The organism is Streptomyces sp. NPDC048191, from assembly GCF_040652655.1.
Taxonomy (GTDB): Bacteria; Actinomycetota; Actinomycetes; order Streptomycetales; family Streptomycetaceae; genus Streptomyces.
Genome location: NZ_JBEZMO010000024.1, coordinates 60,284 through 73,756 on the forward strand (window position 1 = coordinate 60,284; position 13,473 = coordinate 73,756).

Annotated in this window: 13 protein-coding genes; 2 read left to right on the forward strand and 11 right to left on the reverse strand. The window is 70.7% G+C overall.

Features of this window, described 5'->3' with window-relative positions; all coding sequences use genetic code 11:
* Nucleotides 1-182: 182 nt before the first annotated feature.
* A complete protein-coding gene (locus AB0D93_RS30705; protein WP_362126218.1) occupies nt 183-1,724 on the reverse strand; it encodes an amino acid permease in 1,542 nt (513 codons plus the stop codon).
* Between the two features lie 78 nt (nt 1,725-1,802).
* Nucleotides 1,803-2,759, reverse strand: a complete 957-nt coding sequence (locus AB0D93_RS30710; RefSeq protein WP_362126221.1) for a hypothetical protein — start codon at nt 2,757-2,759, stop codon at nt 1,803-1,805.
* A gap of 262 nt (nt 2,760-3,021) precedes the next feature.
* Here AB0D93_RS30710 and AB0D93_RS30715 point away from each other — a divergent pair, with 262 nt between their 5' ends.
* Both AB0D93_RS30715 and AB0D93_RS30720 read left to right on the forward strand, forming a co-directional pair.
* Nucleotides 3,022-3,642: a hypothetical protein gene (locus tag AB0D93_RS30715; RefSeq protein WP_362126381.1), complete on the forward strand. Its 621-nt coding sequence runs from the start codon at nt 3,022-3,024 to the stop codon at nt 3,640-3,642.
* A 426-nt stretch (nt 3,643-4,068) separates the two neighbouring features.
* On the forward strand, nt 4,069-5,928 hold the full coding sequence (locus AB0D93_RS30720; protein ID WP_362126224.1) for an AAA family ATPase: 1,860 nt from the start codon (nt 4,069-4,071) through the stop codon (nt 5,926-5,928).
* A 78-nt stretch (nt 5,929-6,006) separates the two neighbouring features.
* On the opposite strand, the gene AB0D93_RS30725 is transcribed toward AB0D93_RS30720, so the two are convergent.
* The 9 genes from AB0D93_RS30725 to AB0D93_RS30765 form a co-directional block, all read right to left on the reverse strand.
* Nucleotides 6,007-7,092 carry a hemolysin family protein gene (locus AB0D93_RS30725; protein WP_362126227.1) on the reverse strand — a complete coding sequence of 362 codons (1,086 nt, stop codon included), beginning with the start codon at nt 7,090-7,092 and terminating at the stop codon, nt 6,007-6,009.
* Nucleotides 7,089-8,423: a hemolysin family protein gene (locus AB0D93_RS30730; RefSeq protein ID WP_362126230.1), complete on the reverse strand. Its 1,335-nt coding sequence runs from the start codon at nt 8,421-8,423 to the stop codon at nt 7,089-7,091. The genes AB0D93_RS30725 and AB0D93_RS30730 overlap by 4 nt, the downstream gene beginning before the upstream one ends.
* 225 nt (nt 8,424-8,648) lie before the next feature.
* On the reverse strand, nt 8,649-9,104 hold the full coding sequence (locus tag AB0D93_RS30735; RefSeq protein ID WP_362126233.1) for a PH domain-containing protein: 456 nt from the start codon (nt 9,102-9,104) through the stop codon (nt 8,649-8,651).
* Nucleotides 9,105-9,119: 15 nt separating this feature from the next.
* Complete coding sequence (hisG, locus tag AB0D93_RS30740; protein WP_362126236.1) at nt 9,120-9,968, reverse strand: ATP phosphoribosyltransferase; 849 nt, start codon at nt 9,966-9,968, stop codon at nt 9,120-9,122.
* A 54-nt stretch (nt 9,969-10,022) separates the two neighbouring features.
* Entirely contained in the window at nt 10,023-10,295 is a 273-nt protein-coding gene (locus AB0D93_RS30745) for a phosphoribosyl-ATP diphosphatase (RefSeq protein WP_023552153.1), read from the reverse strand.
* Between the two features lie 34 nt (nt 10,296-10,329).
* Nucleotides 10,330-10,815, reverse strand: a complete 486-nt coding sequence (gene ribH / locus AB0D93_RS30750) for a 6,7-dimethyl-8-ribityllumazine synthase (protein ID WP_208901990.1) — start codon at nt 10,813-10,815, stop codon at nt 10,330-10,332.
* Between the two features lie 24 nt (nt 10,816-10,839).
* A complete protein-coding gene (locus AB0D93_RS30755) occupies nt 10,840-12,126 on the reverse strand; it encodes a bifunctional 3,4-dihydroxy-2-butanone-4-phosphate synthase/GTP cyclohydrolase II (RefSeq protein WP_362126239.1) in 1,287 nt (428 codons plus the stop codon).
* Nucleotides 12,123-12,764 (reverse strand): nicotinamide mononucleotide transporter family protein, encoded by a 642-nt coding sequence (locus tag AB0D93_RS30760; RefSeq protein WP_362126242.1) that lies wholly within the window; start codon nt 12,762-12,764, stop codon nt 12,123-12,125. The genes AB0D93_RS30755 and AB0D93_RS30760 overlap by 4 nt, the downstream gene beginning before the upstream one ends.
* Nucleotides 12,761-13,369 (reverse strand): riboflavin synthase, encoded by a 609-nt coding sequence (locus tag AB0D93_RS30765; protein ID WP_362126245.1) that lies wholly within the window; start codon nt 13,367-13,369, stop codon nt 12,761-12,763. The genes AB0D93_RS30760 and AB0D93_RS30765 overlap by 4 nt, the downstream gene beginning before the upstream one ends.
* Nucleotides 13,370-13,473 lie beyond the last annotated feature (104 nt).

A 13,473-nucleotide genomic window follows, 5' to 3' on the forward strand; every position in this document is an offset into this window, starting at 1 on the left:
CCGGCGCCGCCGGGATGCCGGAGCGGGCACGTGACCTCATGGAGCGGCTGAGCGGTGTCCTCGTGGGCCCTCGGGCCGGGCCGCTCGCAGGCGCGCAGGGAACTTCCGGCTCCGGCCTCCGGGCACGGAACAGCCCCGGCCCGGAAGTGGTGCGGTGGGCCGGGGCTCGAGGGGCGCGTCGGTCAGACGAGGTCCATCGCGGCCACCTCGTCGGGCCCGCCGTAGCTGACCGGCCCCTGGAAGCGGCGGCGGGCGGTGGCGAACCACCACACCGTGGCGACGACCAGCACGACGGCGAGCGCGATCGGCGCATAGTTGAACGAGTCGACGGTGATCGGCGAGGCCTGCGGCAGCATGAACAGGATGCTGCTCAGCACGATCCAGATCACCGCGAGCCAGCCGACCGGCCGACCCCAGCGGCCCAGGTGCCAGGGCCCGGGCTGGAACGCGTCACCGAGCCGCAGCCGCAGGAAGATCGGTACGGCGTAGGCGAGGAAGAGGCCGACCACGTTGACGCTGACGATCGCGGTGAACGCGGTGTGCGACCACCAGCCCGGCACGACCAGGGCCACCGAGCAGGCGACCGCGAGCCACACCGCCTTCACGGGCGTACGGGTGCGCGGCGAGACCGAGTGCCACCAGCGGGAGCCGGGCATGGCACCGTCGCGGGAGAAGGCGAAGATCTGCCGGGTGTTGCTGGTGAGGTTGGCGAGACCGCAGAAGAGCATCGCGCCGATGACGACGAGGAGCATGACCTTGGCGGTGCCGAGACCGAGCCCGTCGATGAGAATCTGAACGGGTGGTGCGTCCGAACCGGCCACCTTGGCGTAGTCGCCAATGCTATAGACCAGTGCCAGCATCAGGATCAGCCCGGTGATCGCCGAATAGCCGATGGAGCGCGTGATCCCCTTGGGCGCGTTGATCGTCGCGTGGACCGTTTCCTCGGACATGTGGAAGCTGCCGTCGAAGCCGGTGAACGTCCAGCTCGTGACCAGCAGGCCGAGCATGCCGCCGTAAAGGCCGTTCGTGAAGCCGGTGTTGTTCTCGAAATGCGTCACGAAGGACACCGGCTGATGGTGATCGGGCATCACTATGAGTGCGCCCACGATCACGACGAGTCCGATCAGCAGCCACCACACGGAAATGCGGTTGAGTACGGCGACGAGCTGGACGGTGTAGGTGTTGGCGAGCCCCTGCACCACGATGATCAGGGCCGTGATCAGGACCGTCTGGTGCGTGGTCGGCTGGTAGGAGGGCCACTGCAGGTGAACGAACGCCTGGATGAAGGTGGCGGCCGCATACCCCGTGGCGGCGGTGCCACCGATCTGGCCGACGAAGTTCAGCCAGCCCGTGAACCAGGACCAGGCACCCTTGTGACGCTTTGCAAGTTTACCGGCGGAGAAATAAAGGGCACCGCTCGTCGGATAGGCCGAGGCGACTTCCGCCATGGCCGCACCGATGAGCAGCACCATGACGCAGACACCGATCCAGCCGAACACGAGAATACGAGGGCCACCCGCATTCATACCGAATCCGAAGGACGAGAAAATGCCCGACAGGATATTGATGATGGTGAAGGAGATCGCGAAATTATCGAACGCCTGGAAGCGTCGGGTGAGTTTCCGCGGATAACCCATCGCGTGCAGGGTCGCGTCGTCGTCGAACACGACCGGGTCCTCTCCCCCGCGGGCTTTCGCCCGTGGGGTCGACATCCGTTCCGACACAGATCTGCCTTTCTCTCGGGAGGGGAGCAGGGATCTTTCGCTGGGGAGCAGGGACGGACAGGGGCCGGACGCACGGGGTCAGTCGGGCCGCGGGACGGGCAGGCCGCAGGCGCGCCGGGCCCGGGAGAGCTGCTCGGCGGGGTCACCGAAGGCGCTCCAGGGCATGCGCGAGGCGTAGGGGCCCATCGCCGCGAACACCGCCCGGGCCTCGAACTCGCGCTGGGCCATGACCAGCGCGTGCGCGAGGTAGGCCAGGTCGAGCACCGGGGTGAAGCGGTAACCGGCCACCGCGGGCAGCCAGTTGTGGTAGATCGACAGCGCGGTGGAGCGCCACTGCGGCTGTTCCCAGATGCGGTCGGCGAGCAGCTGGGTGGGGTTGTAGCTCTCCACAAGCGCCACCAGGGGCAGCAGCCGGAGGGCGGAGTCGGCGGGCGCCCGCTGGCTGAGGAAGGCGGCCACGTCCCAGGCCGCGTTGACCGAACCGCCGTAGCGGGTGAAGAAGCAGGACAGGAAGCGGTGGTGGCCCTCGCGGTGCCAGGGGTCCAGCGACAGGACGTGCGAGAACAGCCGCCAGGGACCGGGCGGTGCGGTGAGCAGCCCTTGCGGGGCCGGGTCGCGCAGCCGGTGCAGCCGGGCCATGGCCAGCTTGGCGACCCAGGGTGTGGGGTCCTCGGGGGCCACGGCGGCGGCGCGGTCGCAGGCGGTCAGCGCGATCCGCTCCAGCGTCTCGGCGCGCTCGTCGCGCGCGTCGGCGGCCCGCAGCGCGCGCTGCACCGCGACCCGGGCCCACATGAGCGCCGCCTCGGGCGTCGGTTCCTCCGCGAGCCAGCGCTCGACCAGATCGGTGCCGGCCGCCTCGGAGGCGAGGACCAGCGAGCGGTGGGCGCGCAGGCCGAAGTCGGAACGCGTCTCGGCGAGGGCCTCGGACGCGTATCGATAACGTCCGGCGCGCACATCGACGCATACGCTCGCCAGGACACGGTCGTCGGCCGCCGGATGCCACACATAGTGCCCTTCGAATAACTCCGTGGCCATGTCCCCCTGCCAGTCCCCGTACGACGCACGCCGGTTGCGCTGGAGGCACCTTACTCAGCGGCGGGCACACCCGGAACGCCGAATTCGACATATCGGTCAGGGGATTCGCGAACGTTTATCCGGGCCATTGACTGGCCGCCAGCCGATGATTCAAAACGCGACTTTCGCGTCCGGCAACCCCGGCGGCCCGTCCGCCGCAATGGGCCACTACTACACTGTTTCCGGAAAACCGCCCACACCGACCCACCTCCAGGGAACCGTCATTCGCGATCTCGCCGCCCGGCTGCGCGGGCTCCCCCCGTCCCTCGGGCCCGTACGGCTGATCGGGGTCGACGGGCACGCCGGCTCGGGGAAGTCCACCTTCGCCGGCCGCCTGGCCGCCGCGCTCGGCGGGGCGCCGGTGCTACACCTGGACGACATCGCCAGCCATGAGCAGCTCTTCGAGTGGACCGGCCGGCTCGCGACCCAGGTGATACACCCGCTCGCCCGCGGCGAGAGCGCGCTCTACACGCCGTACGACTGGCGGGGCCGCACCTTCGGCGCGCCGCGCCCGCTGCCGGCCGCCCCCGTGGTCGTGATAGAGGGAGTGGGAGCCGGCCGCCGGGCACTGCGGCCGCACCTGGCGCTGCTGTTGTGGATGGAGCTGCCCCGGGAGGAGTCCTGGACACGGGGCCGGCTGCGGGACGGGGCGGAGCAGCGGGAGTTCTGGGAGGGCTGGGTCGAGGCGGAGCACGCGCACTTCACCCGGGACCCCTCGCGCCCCCATGCCGATCTTCTGGTGCGGCAGACACCCGAGGGGTATGCGGTGCTCCCGGGACCTGGGTCAACTGGTGGACCGGACCAAGTTGTGACAGAGAGTGACAGTCCGTCCGCGTTGTGGTGAAGTTGTGAAGAGGCTCGACGGCGAACTTCTTCGAGTGCCTCAACTCCGCTTGACCCGGGGCCCGTACAGGTCTTACGTTCTCAATGTGCGGTCATTCGAGACCGCCCAGGACGCGAAGCCCCCGGTTGTTCCCCCGTGACCGGGGGCTTCGTTCTGTCCGCAGAGGCTTTTCCGGGCGCTCCGCGCACCGATCCGCTCACCCTCGGTCACCAAATCGCGTGTGCCCCGTCTGCTCCCACCTCGCCAAACGGCCCGTGCGGCACCCTTCGGCACGCGGTCGTCGCGCGGGTACGATGCCTTCGGTGCGACCTTCGAGGCTGCCTCGCGCACCTGCAACTCCGGCCCGCGGCACAGCGGTTCGACCGCGGCGGCCGTCGGGCGACTGCCCGGTGATGATCCACGGGGCACGGTCTGTGGGGGGACGGGATGGACTTCGGCACGCAGGGCCCCGAGGCCCCGGCCGACCTGGCCTGGCTGCGGGGTGTGGACGCCTACACGATGGGCGCCTACCCGCAGGCCGAGGAGGAATTCCGCACCGCGGTGCGGATCGACCCCGGGATGGCCGACGGCTGGCTCGGGCTGCACGCACTCCGGGTCGACACGACGACCTCGCTGCTCAGGATGTTCCGGCACCGCGACCGCTTCGGCGAACAGCGGGCGCGGCACCGCCGGGCGCTCAACTCCTGGTACTGGCTGGGCTGGTGGGTGCAGCCGGTGCTGGAGAGTCCGCGCGATCTGCTGCTGGCGCACGCCTCGCACTGGCTGGACGGCCGGCATGTGCCGGAGCTGGACCGGGCGCTCGCCGGACTGCCCCCGGTCGACACCGACCCCCAGGTCCGCTTTCTGCACGCCTGCCGCGCCTATCTGGTCAAGGACTGGGAGCAGCTGGTACGGCACACCGACTCGCTGCTGGACGATCCGATGCTCGGCATCGAGGCCGGCCTGTTCGGCGGCATGGCCAGGGTCCGGCTGGAGATGTACGGGCAGGCCGAGCCGCTGCTCTCGGCGGCGCTGATGCGCTGCCGCAGCGAGCAGCCGCAGCGCAAGGAACTGCGCTACTGGCTGGCGCGGGCGCACGAGGGCACCGGCCGCTCGGCGGCGGCGCTGCCCCTGTACCGGGCCGTGCACCGGGTCGACCCGGCCTTCATGGACACCTCCGCGAGGCTCGCGGCGATCGCCGAGGGCGACGGGTACGACGACACCGCCGACCTGGCCGCGATCACCCTGACCGGTGCGGGGCAGGACAGCGTGGACGGGACGGACGGCTTCGATCCGCTCTTCGGCACCGAGGGCCGCGACCTGCGGCTGCCGGAGCCGGACCTGCCGACCGGGCCCCTGCCGTCGGTGAGCGATCCGGCGGTACGGGTGAAGACCGGGGTCTCCTCGCCCATCCCGGCCGGTCCGACCGATCCCGCGTTACTCGAGGAGGCGCTCGCCGAACTCGAGCGCATGGTGGGTCTGGAGCCGGTCAAGCGCCAGGTGAAGGCGCTCTCCGCGCAGTTGAACATGGCCCGGCTGCGGGCCGGGCAGGGGCTGCCGGTGCAGCCGCCGAAACGGCACTTCGTCTTCTCGGGGCCGTCGGGCACCGGGAAGACCACGGTGGCCCGGATCCTCGGCCGGGTCTTCTACGCACTGGGCCTGCTCGGCGGGGACCACCTGGTGGAGGCCCAGCGGGCGGACCTCGTCGGTGAGTACCTCGGGCAGACGGCCGTGAAGGCCAACGAACTGATCGACTCCGCGATCGGCGGGGTGCTGTTCGTGGACGAGGCGTACTCCCTGTCCAACTCGGGGTACGGCAAGGGGGACGCGTACGGCGACGAGGCCCTGCAGGTGCTGCTGAAGCGGGCCGAGGACAACCGGGACCATCTGGTGGTGATCCTCGCCGGCTATCCCGAGGGCATGGACCGGTTGCTGGCCGCGAACCCGGGGCTGTCCTCCCGGTTCACGACCCGTGTCGACTTCCCCTCGTACCGGCCGCAGGAACTCACCGAGATCGGCAAGGTGCTGGCCGGGGAGAACGGGGACATGTGGGACGAGGAGGCGCTGGAGGAGCTGCGCTCGATCGCCGGGCACGTGGTCGACCAGGGGTGGATCGACGAGCTGGGCAACGGGCGGTTCCTGCGGACGCTGTACGAGAAGAGCTGCGCGTACCGGGATCTCCGGCTGTCGACGTACGCCGGGGCCCTGTCGCGGGATGACCTGGCGACGCTGCGGCTGCCGGACCTGATGCAGGCGTACGGGGAAGTGCTGTCGGGGCGGGGGCCTCACGACCCGTCGGCGACATAGCACCGAATGGGGCGCGGGGAACCGCGCGGCCGGCCACGACACGCCGGCGGCCGCACGGCTCCCGCACCAGGCGAGCGCTCAGGCGAGCGCTCCCTCCGGCTCCCCGCTCCCCCGCGGCTCGGTCAGCTTCACGTCCGGCATCTCCCGGTGAGCCGGGTCCCGTACCTCGCCCACCAGCATCTCCAGGACGTCCTCCAGGGCCACCAGGCCCAGCACCTTGCCGGAGGCGTCCGCGACCTGGCCCAGATGGGTGGCCGCCCGGCGCATCACCGTCAGGGCGTCGTCGAGCGGCAGCTCGGCCCGCAGGGTCGTCATCGGCCGCCAGACGTGTTGCGGGACGGCGCGGTCGGAGTGTTCCAGGTCCAGGACGTCCTTGACGTGGACGTACCCCATGAAGGGGCCCGTGTCCGTCGCGGCGACCGGGAAGCGGGAGTACCCCGTACGGGCGGTCAGCTCGACGATCTCTCCCGGGGTGACCGCCGGGGTCACCGTGACCAGGGACTCGCGGCGCAGCAGGACGTCCGTGACCGGGCGGGAGCCCAGTTCCAGGGCGTCCTCCAGGCGTTCCCGCTCCTCGGGGTCGAGGAGGCCCGCCTGGCCGGAGTCCTCCAGCAGCCGGTTGAGCTGCTCGCTGGTGACGACCGCCTCCACCTCGTCCTTGGGCTCGACCCGGAAGAGGCGCAGGATCGCCTGGGCGCAGGCACCGAGTGAGACGGTGATGGGCTTGCACAGGCGCGCGAAGTAGACCAGCCCGGGGCTGAGCCAGAGCGCCGCCTTCTCGGGAGCCGCCATCGCGAGGTTCTTCGGGACCATCTCGCCGATGACCAGGTGGAAGAAGACCACCGCGGCCAGCGCGATGACATAGCCCAGCGGGTGCACCATGCCGTCCGGGAGGTGCACCGCCGCGAACACCGGCTCCAGCAGATGCGCCACCGTCGGCTCGGCGACCGCGCCGAGCGTCAGGGAGCAGACGGTGATGCCGAACTGGGCCGCGGCCATCATCTGGGGCAGCCGTTCCAGGCCGTAGAGGACCTGGCGTGCCCGGGCCGTGCCCAGCGGTTCGATCTGGCTGCGGCGGACGGACACGAGCGCGAACTCGGCGCCGACGAAGAAGCCGTTGGTGAGCACGAGCAGCGCGGCGAAGACCAGTTGGAGGACGCTCATCGCGCGGCCTCCATGACGTTCGTGGCCTGGGCCGTCCGGACCAGGCGGACCCGTTCGGCGCGGTAGTGGCCGACCTGGCGGACCGAGACCCGCCAGCCGGGCAGTTCGGCCCGGTCGCCGGGGGCCGGGATACGGCCGAGCAGGTCGGCGACGAGTCCGGCGACCGTCTCGTACGGCCCCTCGGGCACGTCGAGGCCTATGCGCTGGAGGATGTCGACGCGGCAGCTGCCGTCGACGTCCCAGGCGGGCCGGCCGTCCTCCGGCGGGGCGGGGGCCAGCTCGGGGACGTCCTTGGCGTCGTGCTCGTCGCGGACCTCGCCGACGAGTTCCTCGACGATGTCCTCCAGGGTGACCACGCCGGCCGTGCCGCCGTACTCGTCGACGACGACGGCGATGGGCTGCTCGCTGCGCAGGCGCGCGAGGAGCGGCTGGACCGGCAGGGTCTCGGGGACCAGCAGCGCCTTGCGGGCGATGCGGGTCACCGGGGTGCGCAGGCGGTCGTGCACGGGGACCGCGAGCGCGTCCTTGAGGTGTGCCATGCCGACGACGTCGTCGATCTTCTCGCGGTAGACCGGGAAGCGGGACAGGCCGGTGGCGCGGGTGAGGTTGACGACGTCCTCGGCGGTGGCCGTGTCCTGCAGGGCACTGACCTTCACACGCGGGGTCATCACGTGCTGCGCGGTCAGCTCGCCGAGGGACAGGGTGCGGACGAACAGGTCGGCCGTGTCCTGCTCCAGGGCGCCGGCCTGGGCGGAGTGCCGGGCCAGGGAGACGAGTTCGCCAGGGGTGCGGGCGGAGGCCAGCTCCTCGGCGGGCTCGACGCCGAGGGCCCGCACGAGCCGGTTGGCGACGGTGTTGAGCGCGGCGATCACCGGGCGGAACAGACGGGAGAAGTGGTGCTGCGGGCCCGCCACGAACCGCGCGACCTGGAGCGGCTTGGAGACCGCCCAGTTCTTCGGCACGAGCTCACCGATCACCATCTGGATCGCGGAGGCCAGCAGCATGCCGACGACCACGGCGACACCGGAGACGGCGCCGCCGGGGATGCCGAGGGCGGCGAAGGGGCCGTGCAGCAGGCGGGCCAGGGCCGGTTCGGCGAGCATGCCGACGACCAGGGAGGTGATGGTGATGCCGAGCTGGGTGCCGGAGAGCTGGAAGGACAGCTCCTTGAGCGACTCGGCCACCCTACCGGCCCGTCGGTCGCCCTCGGCCGCGGCCTTCTCGGCGTCCGTCGACTCGACGGTCACCAGACCGAATTCGGCCGCCACGAAGAAACCGTTGGCGAGGATCAGCAGGAATGCCGCTGCGAGGAGCAGCAGGGGGATGGTCACGCTGCCACCGCCTTCCCGGTATGTCGGGTCGGGGCGGCGCAGGTACTACAGGACGATCCGTCCATCGCTGGAGGGAGTCACTCCTCGGGTAGCAGGAACCCCTGTGCGCCGGGTGGCGTGCAGGGGCGGAGGCGCAGCGAAAGGGCCTCCGCCACCAGATTAATCAAGACAGGGGCCACTCGGGCAGGGTGGGCGCCCCCGAGACAGCCCCGAACGGCCCCCGAGTCAGCCCTGATCTTCCGCCGGGTGGGGCGTCGAACGGGCTTCGGCGAGGGCCCGCAGGGCCTGTGCGTCGGCGATGGCGCGCTGCTTGGCGATGCCCGGCTGGATGCCGAGCGCGGGCAGGCTGGTGCCGTCGCTGAGGTTGAGGAACACCCACGGATCGCCCGGACGGAGGTTCACCTGGAGGATCTCCGCCCACTCCAGGCGGCGCCTGCTGGCGATGTTCACCACGGTGACGCCGGACTCGTCGGCGACGACCTTCACCCGGGCCAGCTGGGCCAGCACCCAGAAGATCAGCGCCCCGGTGACGACGAAGCTGAGCCGCTCCCCCGGGCCGAGCTGCTCCAGCAGCAGCCCGATCGCGGAGACGGTCAGGAAGATCACAACACCGGCGGTGAGCAGGATCGCCCGGGTGTGGCCCGGCCGGAAGGTGACGGGAAGGGAGGGAAGCTCGGACATCGCGGTGCGCACCCCTTACAGGCGGCAGGCGTGGATGGCCGTGGTGAGGATGGCCCGGGCGCCGATGGCGTACAGGTCGTCCATGATCCGCTGCGCCTCCTTGGCGGGGACCATGGCACGGACCGCGACCCAGCCCTCGTTGTGCAGCGGGGAGACGGTCGGGGACTCCAGGCCGGGGGTGAGCGCGACGGCCTTCTCCAGCTGCTCGACGCGGCAGTCGTAGTCCATCATCACGTACGTCCGCGCGACCAGGACGCCCTGGAGGCGCCGCAGGAACTGCTGCACCTTCGGTTCGTCCCCGTCGGTGCCTGTCCTGCGGATGACGACCGCCTCGGACTTCATGATCGGCTCGCCGAAGACCTCCAGGCCGGCGTTGCGCAGGCTGGTGCCGGTCTCCACGACGTCGGCGATGACCTCGGCGACGCCCAGCTCGATCGCGGTCTCCACGGCGCCGTCCAGGTGGACGACGGAGGCGTCGACACCGCTGTCGGCGAGGTGTCCCGCGACGATGCCCTCGTAGGAGGTGGCGACGGTCTTGCCCTTGAGGTCCTCGATGCCGTTCGCGGTGCCGGGCTTGGCGGCGAAACGGAAGGTGGAGCGGGCGAAGCCCAGCGGCAGGATCTCCTCGGCGTCGGCGCCGGAGTCGATCAGCAGGTCGCGGCCGGTGATGCCCACGTCGAGACGGCCGGAGGCGACGTAGATCGCGATGTCGCGGGGGCGGAGGTAGAAGAACTCGACCTCGTTCACCGGGTCGACGATCCGCAGCTCCTTGGACTCGCGGCGCTGCTGGTAGCCGGCCTCATGCAGCATCTCCGCCGCAGGGCCGGACAGTGAACCCTTGTTGGGGACGGCGATGCGCAGCATGAGGTCGGCTTCCTTTGCGTGAAGGGGTTTCTACGGCGGTTGCGGCGGGGCGGACTACAGGTGGGCGTAGACGTCGTCCAGGGAGATCCCGCGGGCGACCATCATCACCTGGACGTGGTACAGCAGCTGGGAGATCTCCTCGGCGGCCGCCTCCTTGCCCTCGTACTCGGCGGCCATCCAGACCTCGGCGGCCTCTTCGACGACCTTCTTGCCGATGGCATGGACTCCCTTGCCGACCAGCTCTGCGGTGCGGGAGGTGGCGGGGTCCCCGTGGGCGGCCTTCTGCTGGAGCTCGGTGAAGAGCTCCTCGAACGTCTTCTTGGACATGGTGGTCCTTACCCTACGCGCTCCGGCCGGTGCCTCAGTGCCAGGGTTCGGATACTGAGCGGAGCGTGGCGGCGGTCGCGACCGCCGCGGTCACCGCCTCGTGGCCCTTGTCCTCGTTCGAGCCCTCCAGACCGGCCCGGTCCAGGGCCTGCTCCTCGGTGTCGCAGGTGAGCACGCCGAAGCCGACGGGGACGCCGGTCTCGATGCTGACCTGGGTGAGGCCCTGGGTGACGCCCTGGCACACGTAGTCGAAGTGCGGGGTGCCGCCGCGGATGACGACACCGAGCGCGACCACGGCGTCGTAGCCGCGCCCGGCCAGCACCTTGGCGGCGACCGGGAGTTCGAAACTGCCGGGGACCCGGATCAGGGTCGGCTCGTCGATCCCCAGTTCGTGCAGGGCGCGCAGGGCGCCGTTCACCAGACCGTCCATCACCTTCTCGTGCCACTGCGCCGCGATGACGGCGACCCTCAGGTCGCTCGCGTTGCGTACGGACAGTTCCGGTGCACCCTTGCCGCTCACGTGTGTCCTCTCAGTGCTTCTTGCTTACTGGTTACCGCAGGCCGCCACGGCGGGCGTGTCCAGCCAGGGCAGGTCGTGCCCCATCCGGTCCCGCTTGGTGCGCAGGTAGTGGAGGTTGTGCTCGCCCGCCTGGACGGGCATGGGCTCGCGCCCGGTGACGTTCAGGCCGTGGCGCAGCAGCGCGTCGGTCTTGTCGGGGTTGTTGGTCATCAGCCGGACGCTGCGCACGCCGAGATCGGCGAGGATCCGGGCGCCGGCGCCGTAGTCGCGGGCGTCGGCGGGCAGGCCGAGTTCGAGGTTGGCGTCGAGGGTGTCGCGGCCGCGCTCCTGGAGTTCGTACGCCCGGAGCTTGGACAGCAGGCCGATACCCCGCCCCTCGTGGCCGCGCAGGTAGACCACCACGCCGCGGCCCTCCTCCTGGATACGCTCCAGAGCGGCGTCCAGCTGGGGGCCGCAGTCGCAGCGCAGGGAGCCGAAGACGTCACCGGTGAGGCATTCGGAGTGGACGCGGACCAGGACGTCCTCGCCCTCGCCGATCCGGCCGTGGACGAGGGCGACGTGTTCGACGCCGTCGACGGAACGGTAGCCGTAGGCGGTGAAGGTGCCGTGCTTGGTGGGCAGGCGGGTCTCGGCCTCGCGGCGGACGGTCGGCTCGCTGCCGCGGCGGTAGGCGATCAGGTCCTCGATGGAGATGATCGTCAGGCCGTGCTTGCGGGCGAACGGGATCAGCTCGGGCAGGCGGAGCATCCGGCCGTCCTCGCCGGCGATCTCCACGATGGCACCGGCCGGGCGCAGGCCCGCGAGCCGGGCGAGGTCGACGGCGGCCTCGGTGTGGCCGTTGCGGCTGAGGACGCCGCCGGGCTTGGCGCGCAGCGGGAAGACATGGCCGGGGCGGACGAAGTCCGTCGGCTGCGCCGTGCCGTTCGCGAGGAGCTGAAGCGTCGTCGCCCGGTCGGACGCGGAGATGCCGGTGCTCACACCGTGCGCGGCCGAGGCGTCCACGGAGATCGTGAACGCGGTCTTCATCGACTCGGTGTTGTCCTGCACCATCTGCGGCAGCCGCAGCCGGTCCAGCTCCTCGCCCTCCATGGGGGCGCAGATGAGTCCCCGGCACTCGCTCATCATGAAGGCGACTATCTCCGGGGTCGCCTTCTCCGCGGCGATGACGAGGTCGCCCTCGTTCTCCCGGTCCTCGTCGTCCACGACGACGACCGGGCGGCCGGCCGCGATGTCGGCGATGGCCTGCTCGACGGGGTCGAGCCCGAGGTTCTCGACGAGGTGCGTGGCGTACAGGGGCGGTGCCGAGGTCATGCCGGGGCTCCTTCCAGGACGGGCTGCGCGCCCTTGCGGGAGCGCAGCCACCAGTCGCGCATGCCCCACAGGACGAGTGCGCCGTAGATGACGTAGACGAAACCGGAGAAGGCGTAGTGGTTGGCGAAGTTGAGGGGCACGCCGACGGCGTCGACCAGCAGCCACGCGATCCAGAACTCCACCATGCCCTTGGCCTGGGCGTACATCGCGACGATGGTGCCGACGAAGATGTAGGCGTCGGGCCAGGGGTCCCAGGACAGGGACGGGTAGGTCGTGAAGAGCAGGGCCACGGCGACCGTGCCGGCGGCGGCCGCGCCGAGCATCGCCGCGCGTTCGCGCCAGGTGGCGAACCGCGGGGTGATGTGGCCGTCCGCGGACCGGCCCTTGTCGCGCTGCCACTGCCACCAGCCGTAGAGCGCGACGGTCATGACGACGACCTGCTTGCCGGCGCTGCCGGTCAGATGGCCGTAGAAGGCGACGAAGAGGACGAGGCCGGAGAGGAACTGCACGGGCCAGGTCAGAAGGGAGCGGCGCCAGCCGAGGGCGAGGGTGATCAGGCCGAGGATGTTGCCGGTCATGTCCGACCAGATGATGCGCTGGCCGAAGAGGGAGAAGGCCTCGGAGTTGAGCCAGTTCACCGCGTGGCTCCCTGGGCGCGGTCGCCGAGGAGCCGCTCGACGTACTTGGCGACGACGTCGACCTCGAGGTTGACCGGGTCGCCGGGCTGCTTGTGGCCGAGCGTGGTCAGGTCGAGCGTGGTCGGGATGAGGCTGACCGTGAAGTGGTCCGGGCCCGCTTCCACGACCGTGAGGCTGATGCCGTCGACGGTGATGGAGCCCTTCTCGACCACGTACCGGGCGAGGTCGGCCGGGAGGGAGATCTTCACGATCTCCCAGTTGTCGGAGGGCCTGCGCTCCAGCACCTCACCGGTGCCGTCGACATGGCCCTGCACGATGTGCCCGCCGAGACGCGCGCCCACGGCCATGGGCCGCTCGAGGTTGACCCGGGAGCCGACGGTGAGCGCGCCCAGGCTGGAGCGGTTCAGGGTCTCGGCCATGACGTCGGCGGTGAACTCGTCGCCCTCGTGCTCCACGACGGTGAGACAGACCCCGTTCACGGCGATGGAGTCGCCGTGCTGCGCGCCCTCGGTCACGACGGGGCCGCGGAGCCGGAAACGGGAGGCGTCGCCGAGGTTCTCGACGGCGGTGATCTCACCCAGCTCTTCGACGATTCCGGTGAACACTTCCCGGGTCCTCCTGCCTCTTCGGGCACGGACTCCGGGGCCTGTCGATGACGACAGAATGTACGGGTGAGCACATCGGGGCGACGCCGAAAGGAGGCCCGTCC

Coding starts and splice junctions, on each gene's coding strand:
- AB0D93_RS30745 (WP_023552153.1), bottom strand. CDS start 10,295: ATGTCCAAGAAGACGTTCGAGGAGCTCTTCACCGAGCTCCAGCAGAAG.
- AB0D93_RS30720 (WP_362126224.1), top strand. CDS start 4,069: ATGGACTTCGGCACGCAGGGCCCCGAGGCCCCGGCCGACCTGGCCTGG.
- AB0D93_RS30735 (WP_362126233.1), bottom strand. CDS start 9,104: ATGTCCGAGCTTCCCTCCCTTCCCGTCACCTTCCGGCCGGGCCACACC.
- AB0D93_RS30725 (WP_362126227.1), bottom strand. CDS start 7,092: ATGAGCGTCCTCCAACTGGTCTTCGCCGCGCTGCTCGTGCTCACCAAC.
- AB0D93_RS30755 (WP_362126239.1), bottom strand. CDS start 12,126: ATGACCTCGGCACCGCCCCTGTACGCCACGCACCTCGTCGAGAACCTC.
- AB0D93_RS30710 (WP_362126221.1), bottom strand. CDS start 2,759: ATGGCCACGGAGTTATTCGAAGGGCACTATGTGTGGCATCCGGCGGCC.
- hisG (WP_362126236.1), bottom strand. CDS start 9,968: ATGCTGCGCATCGCCGTCCCCAACAAGGGTTCACTGTCCGGCCCTGCG.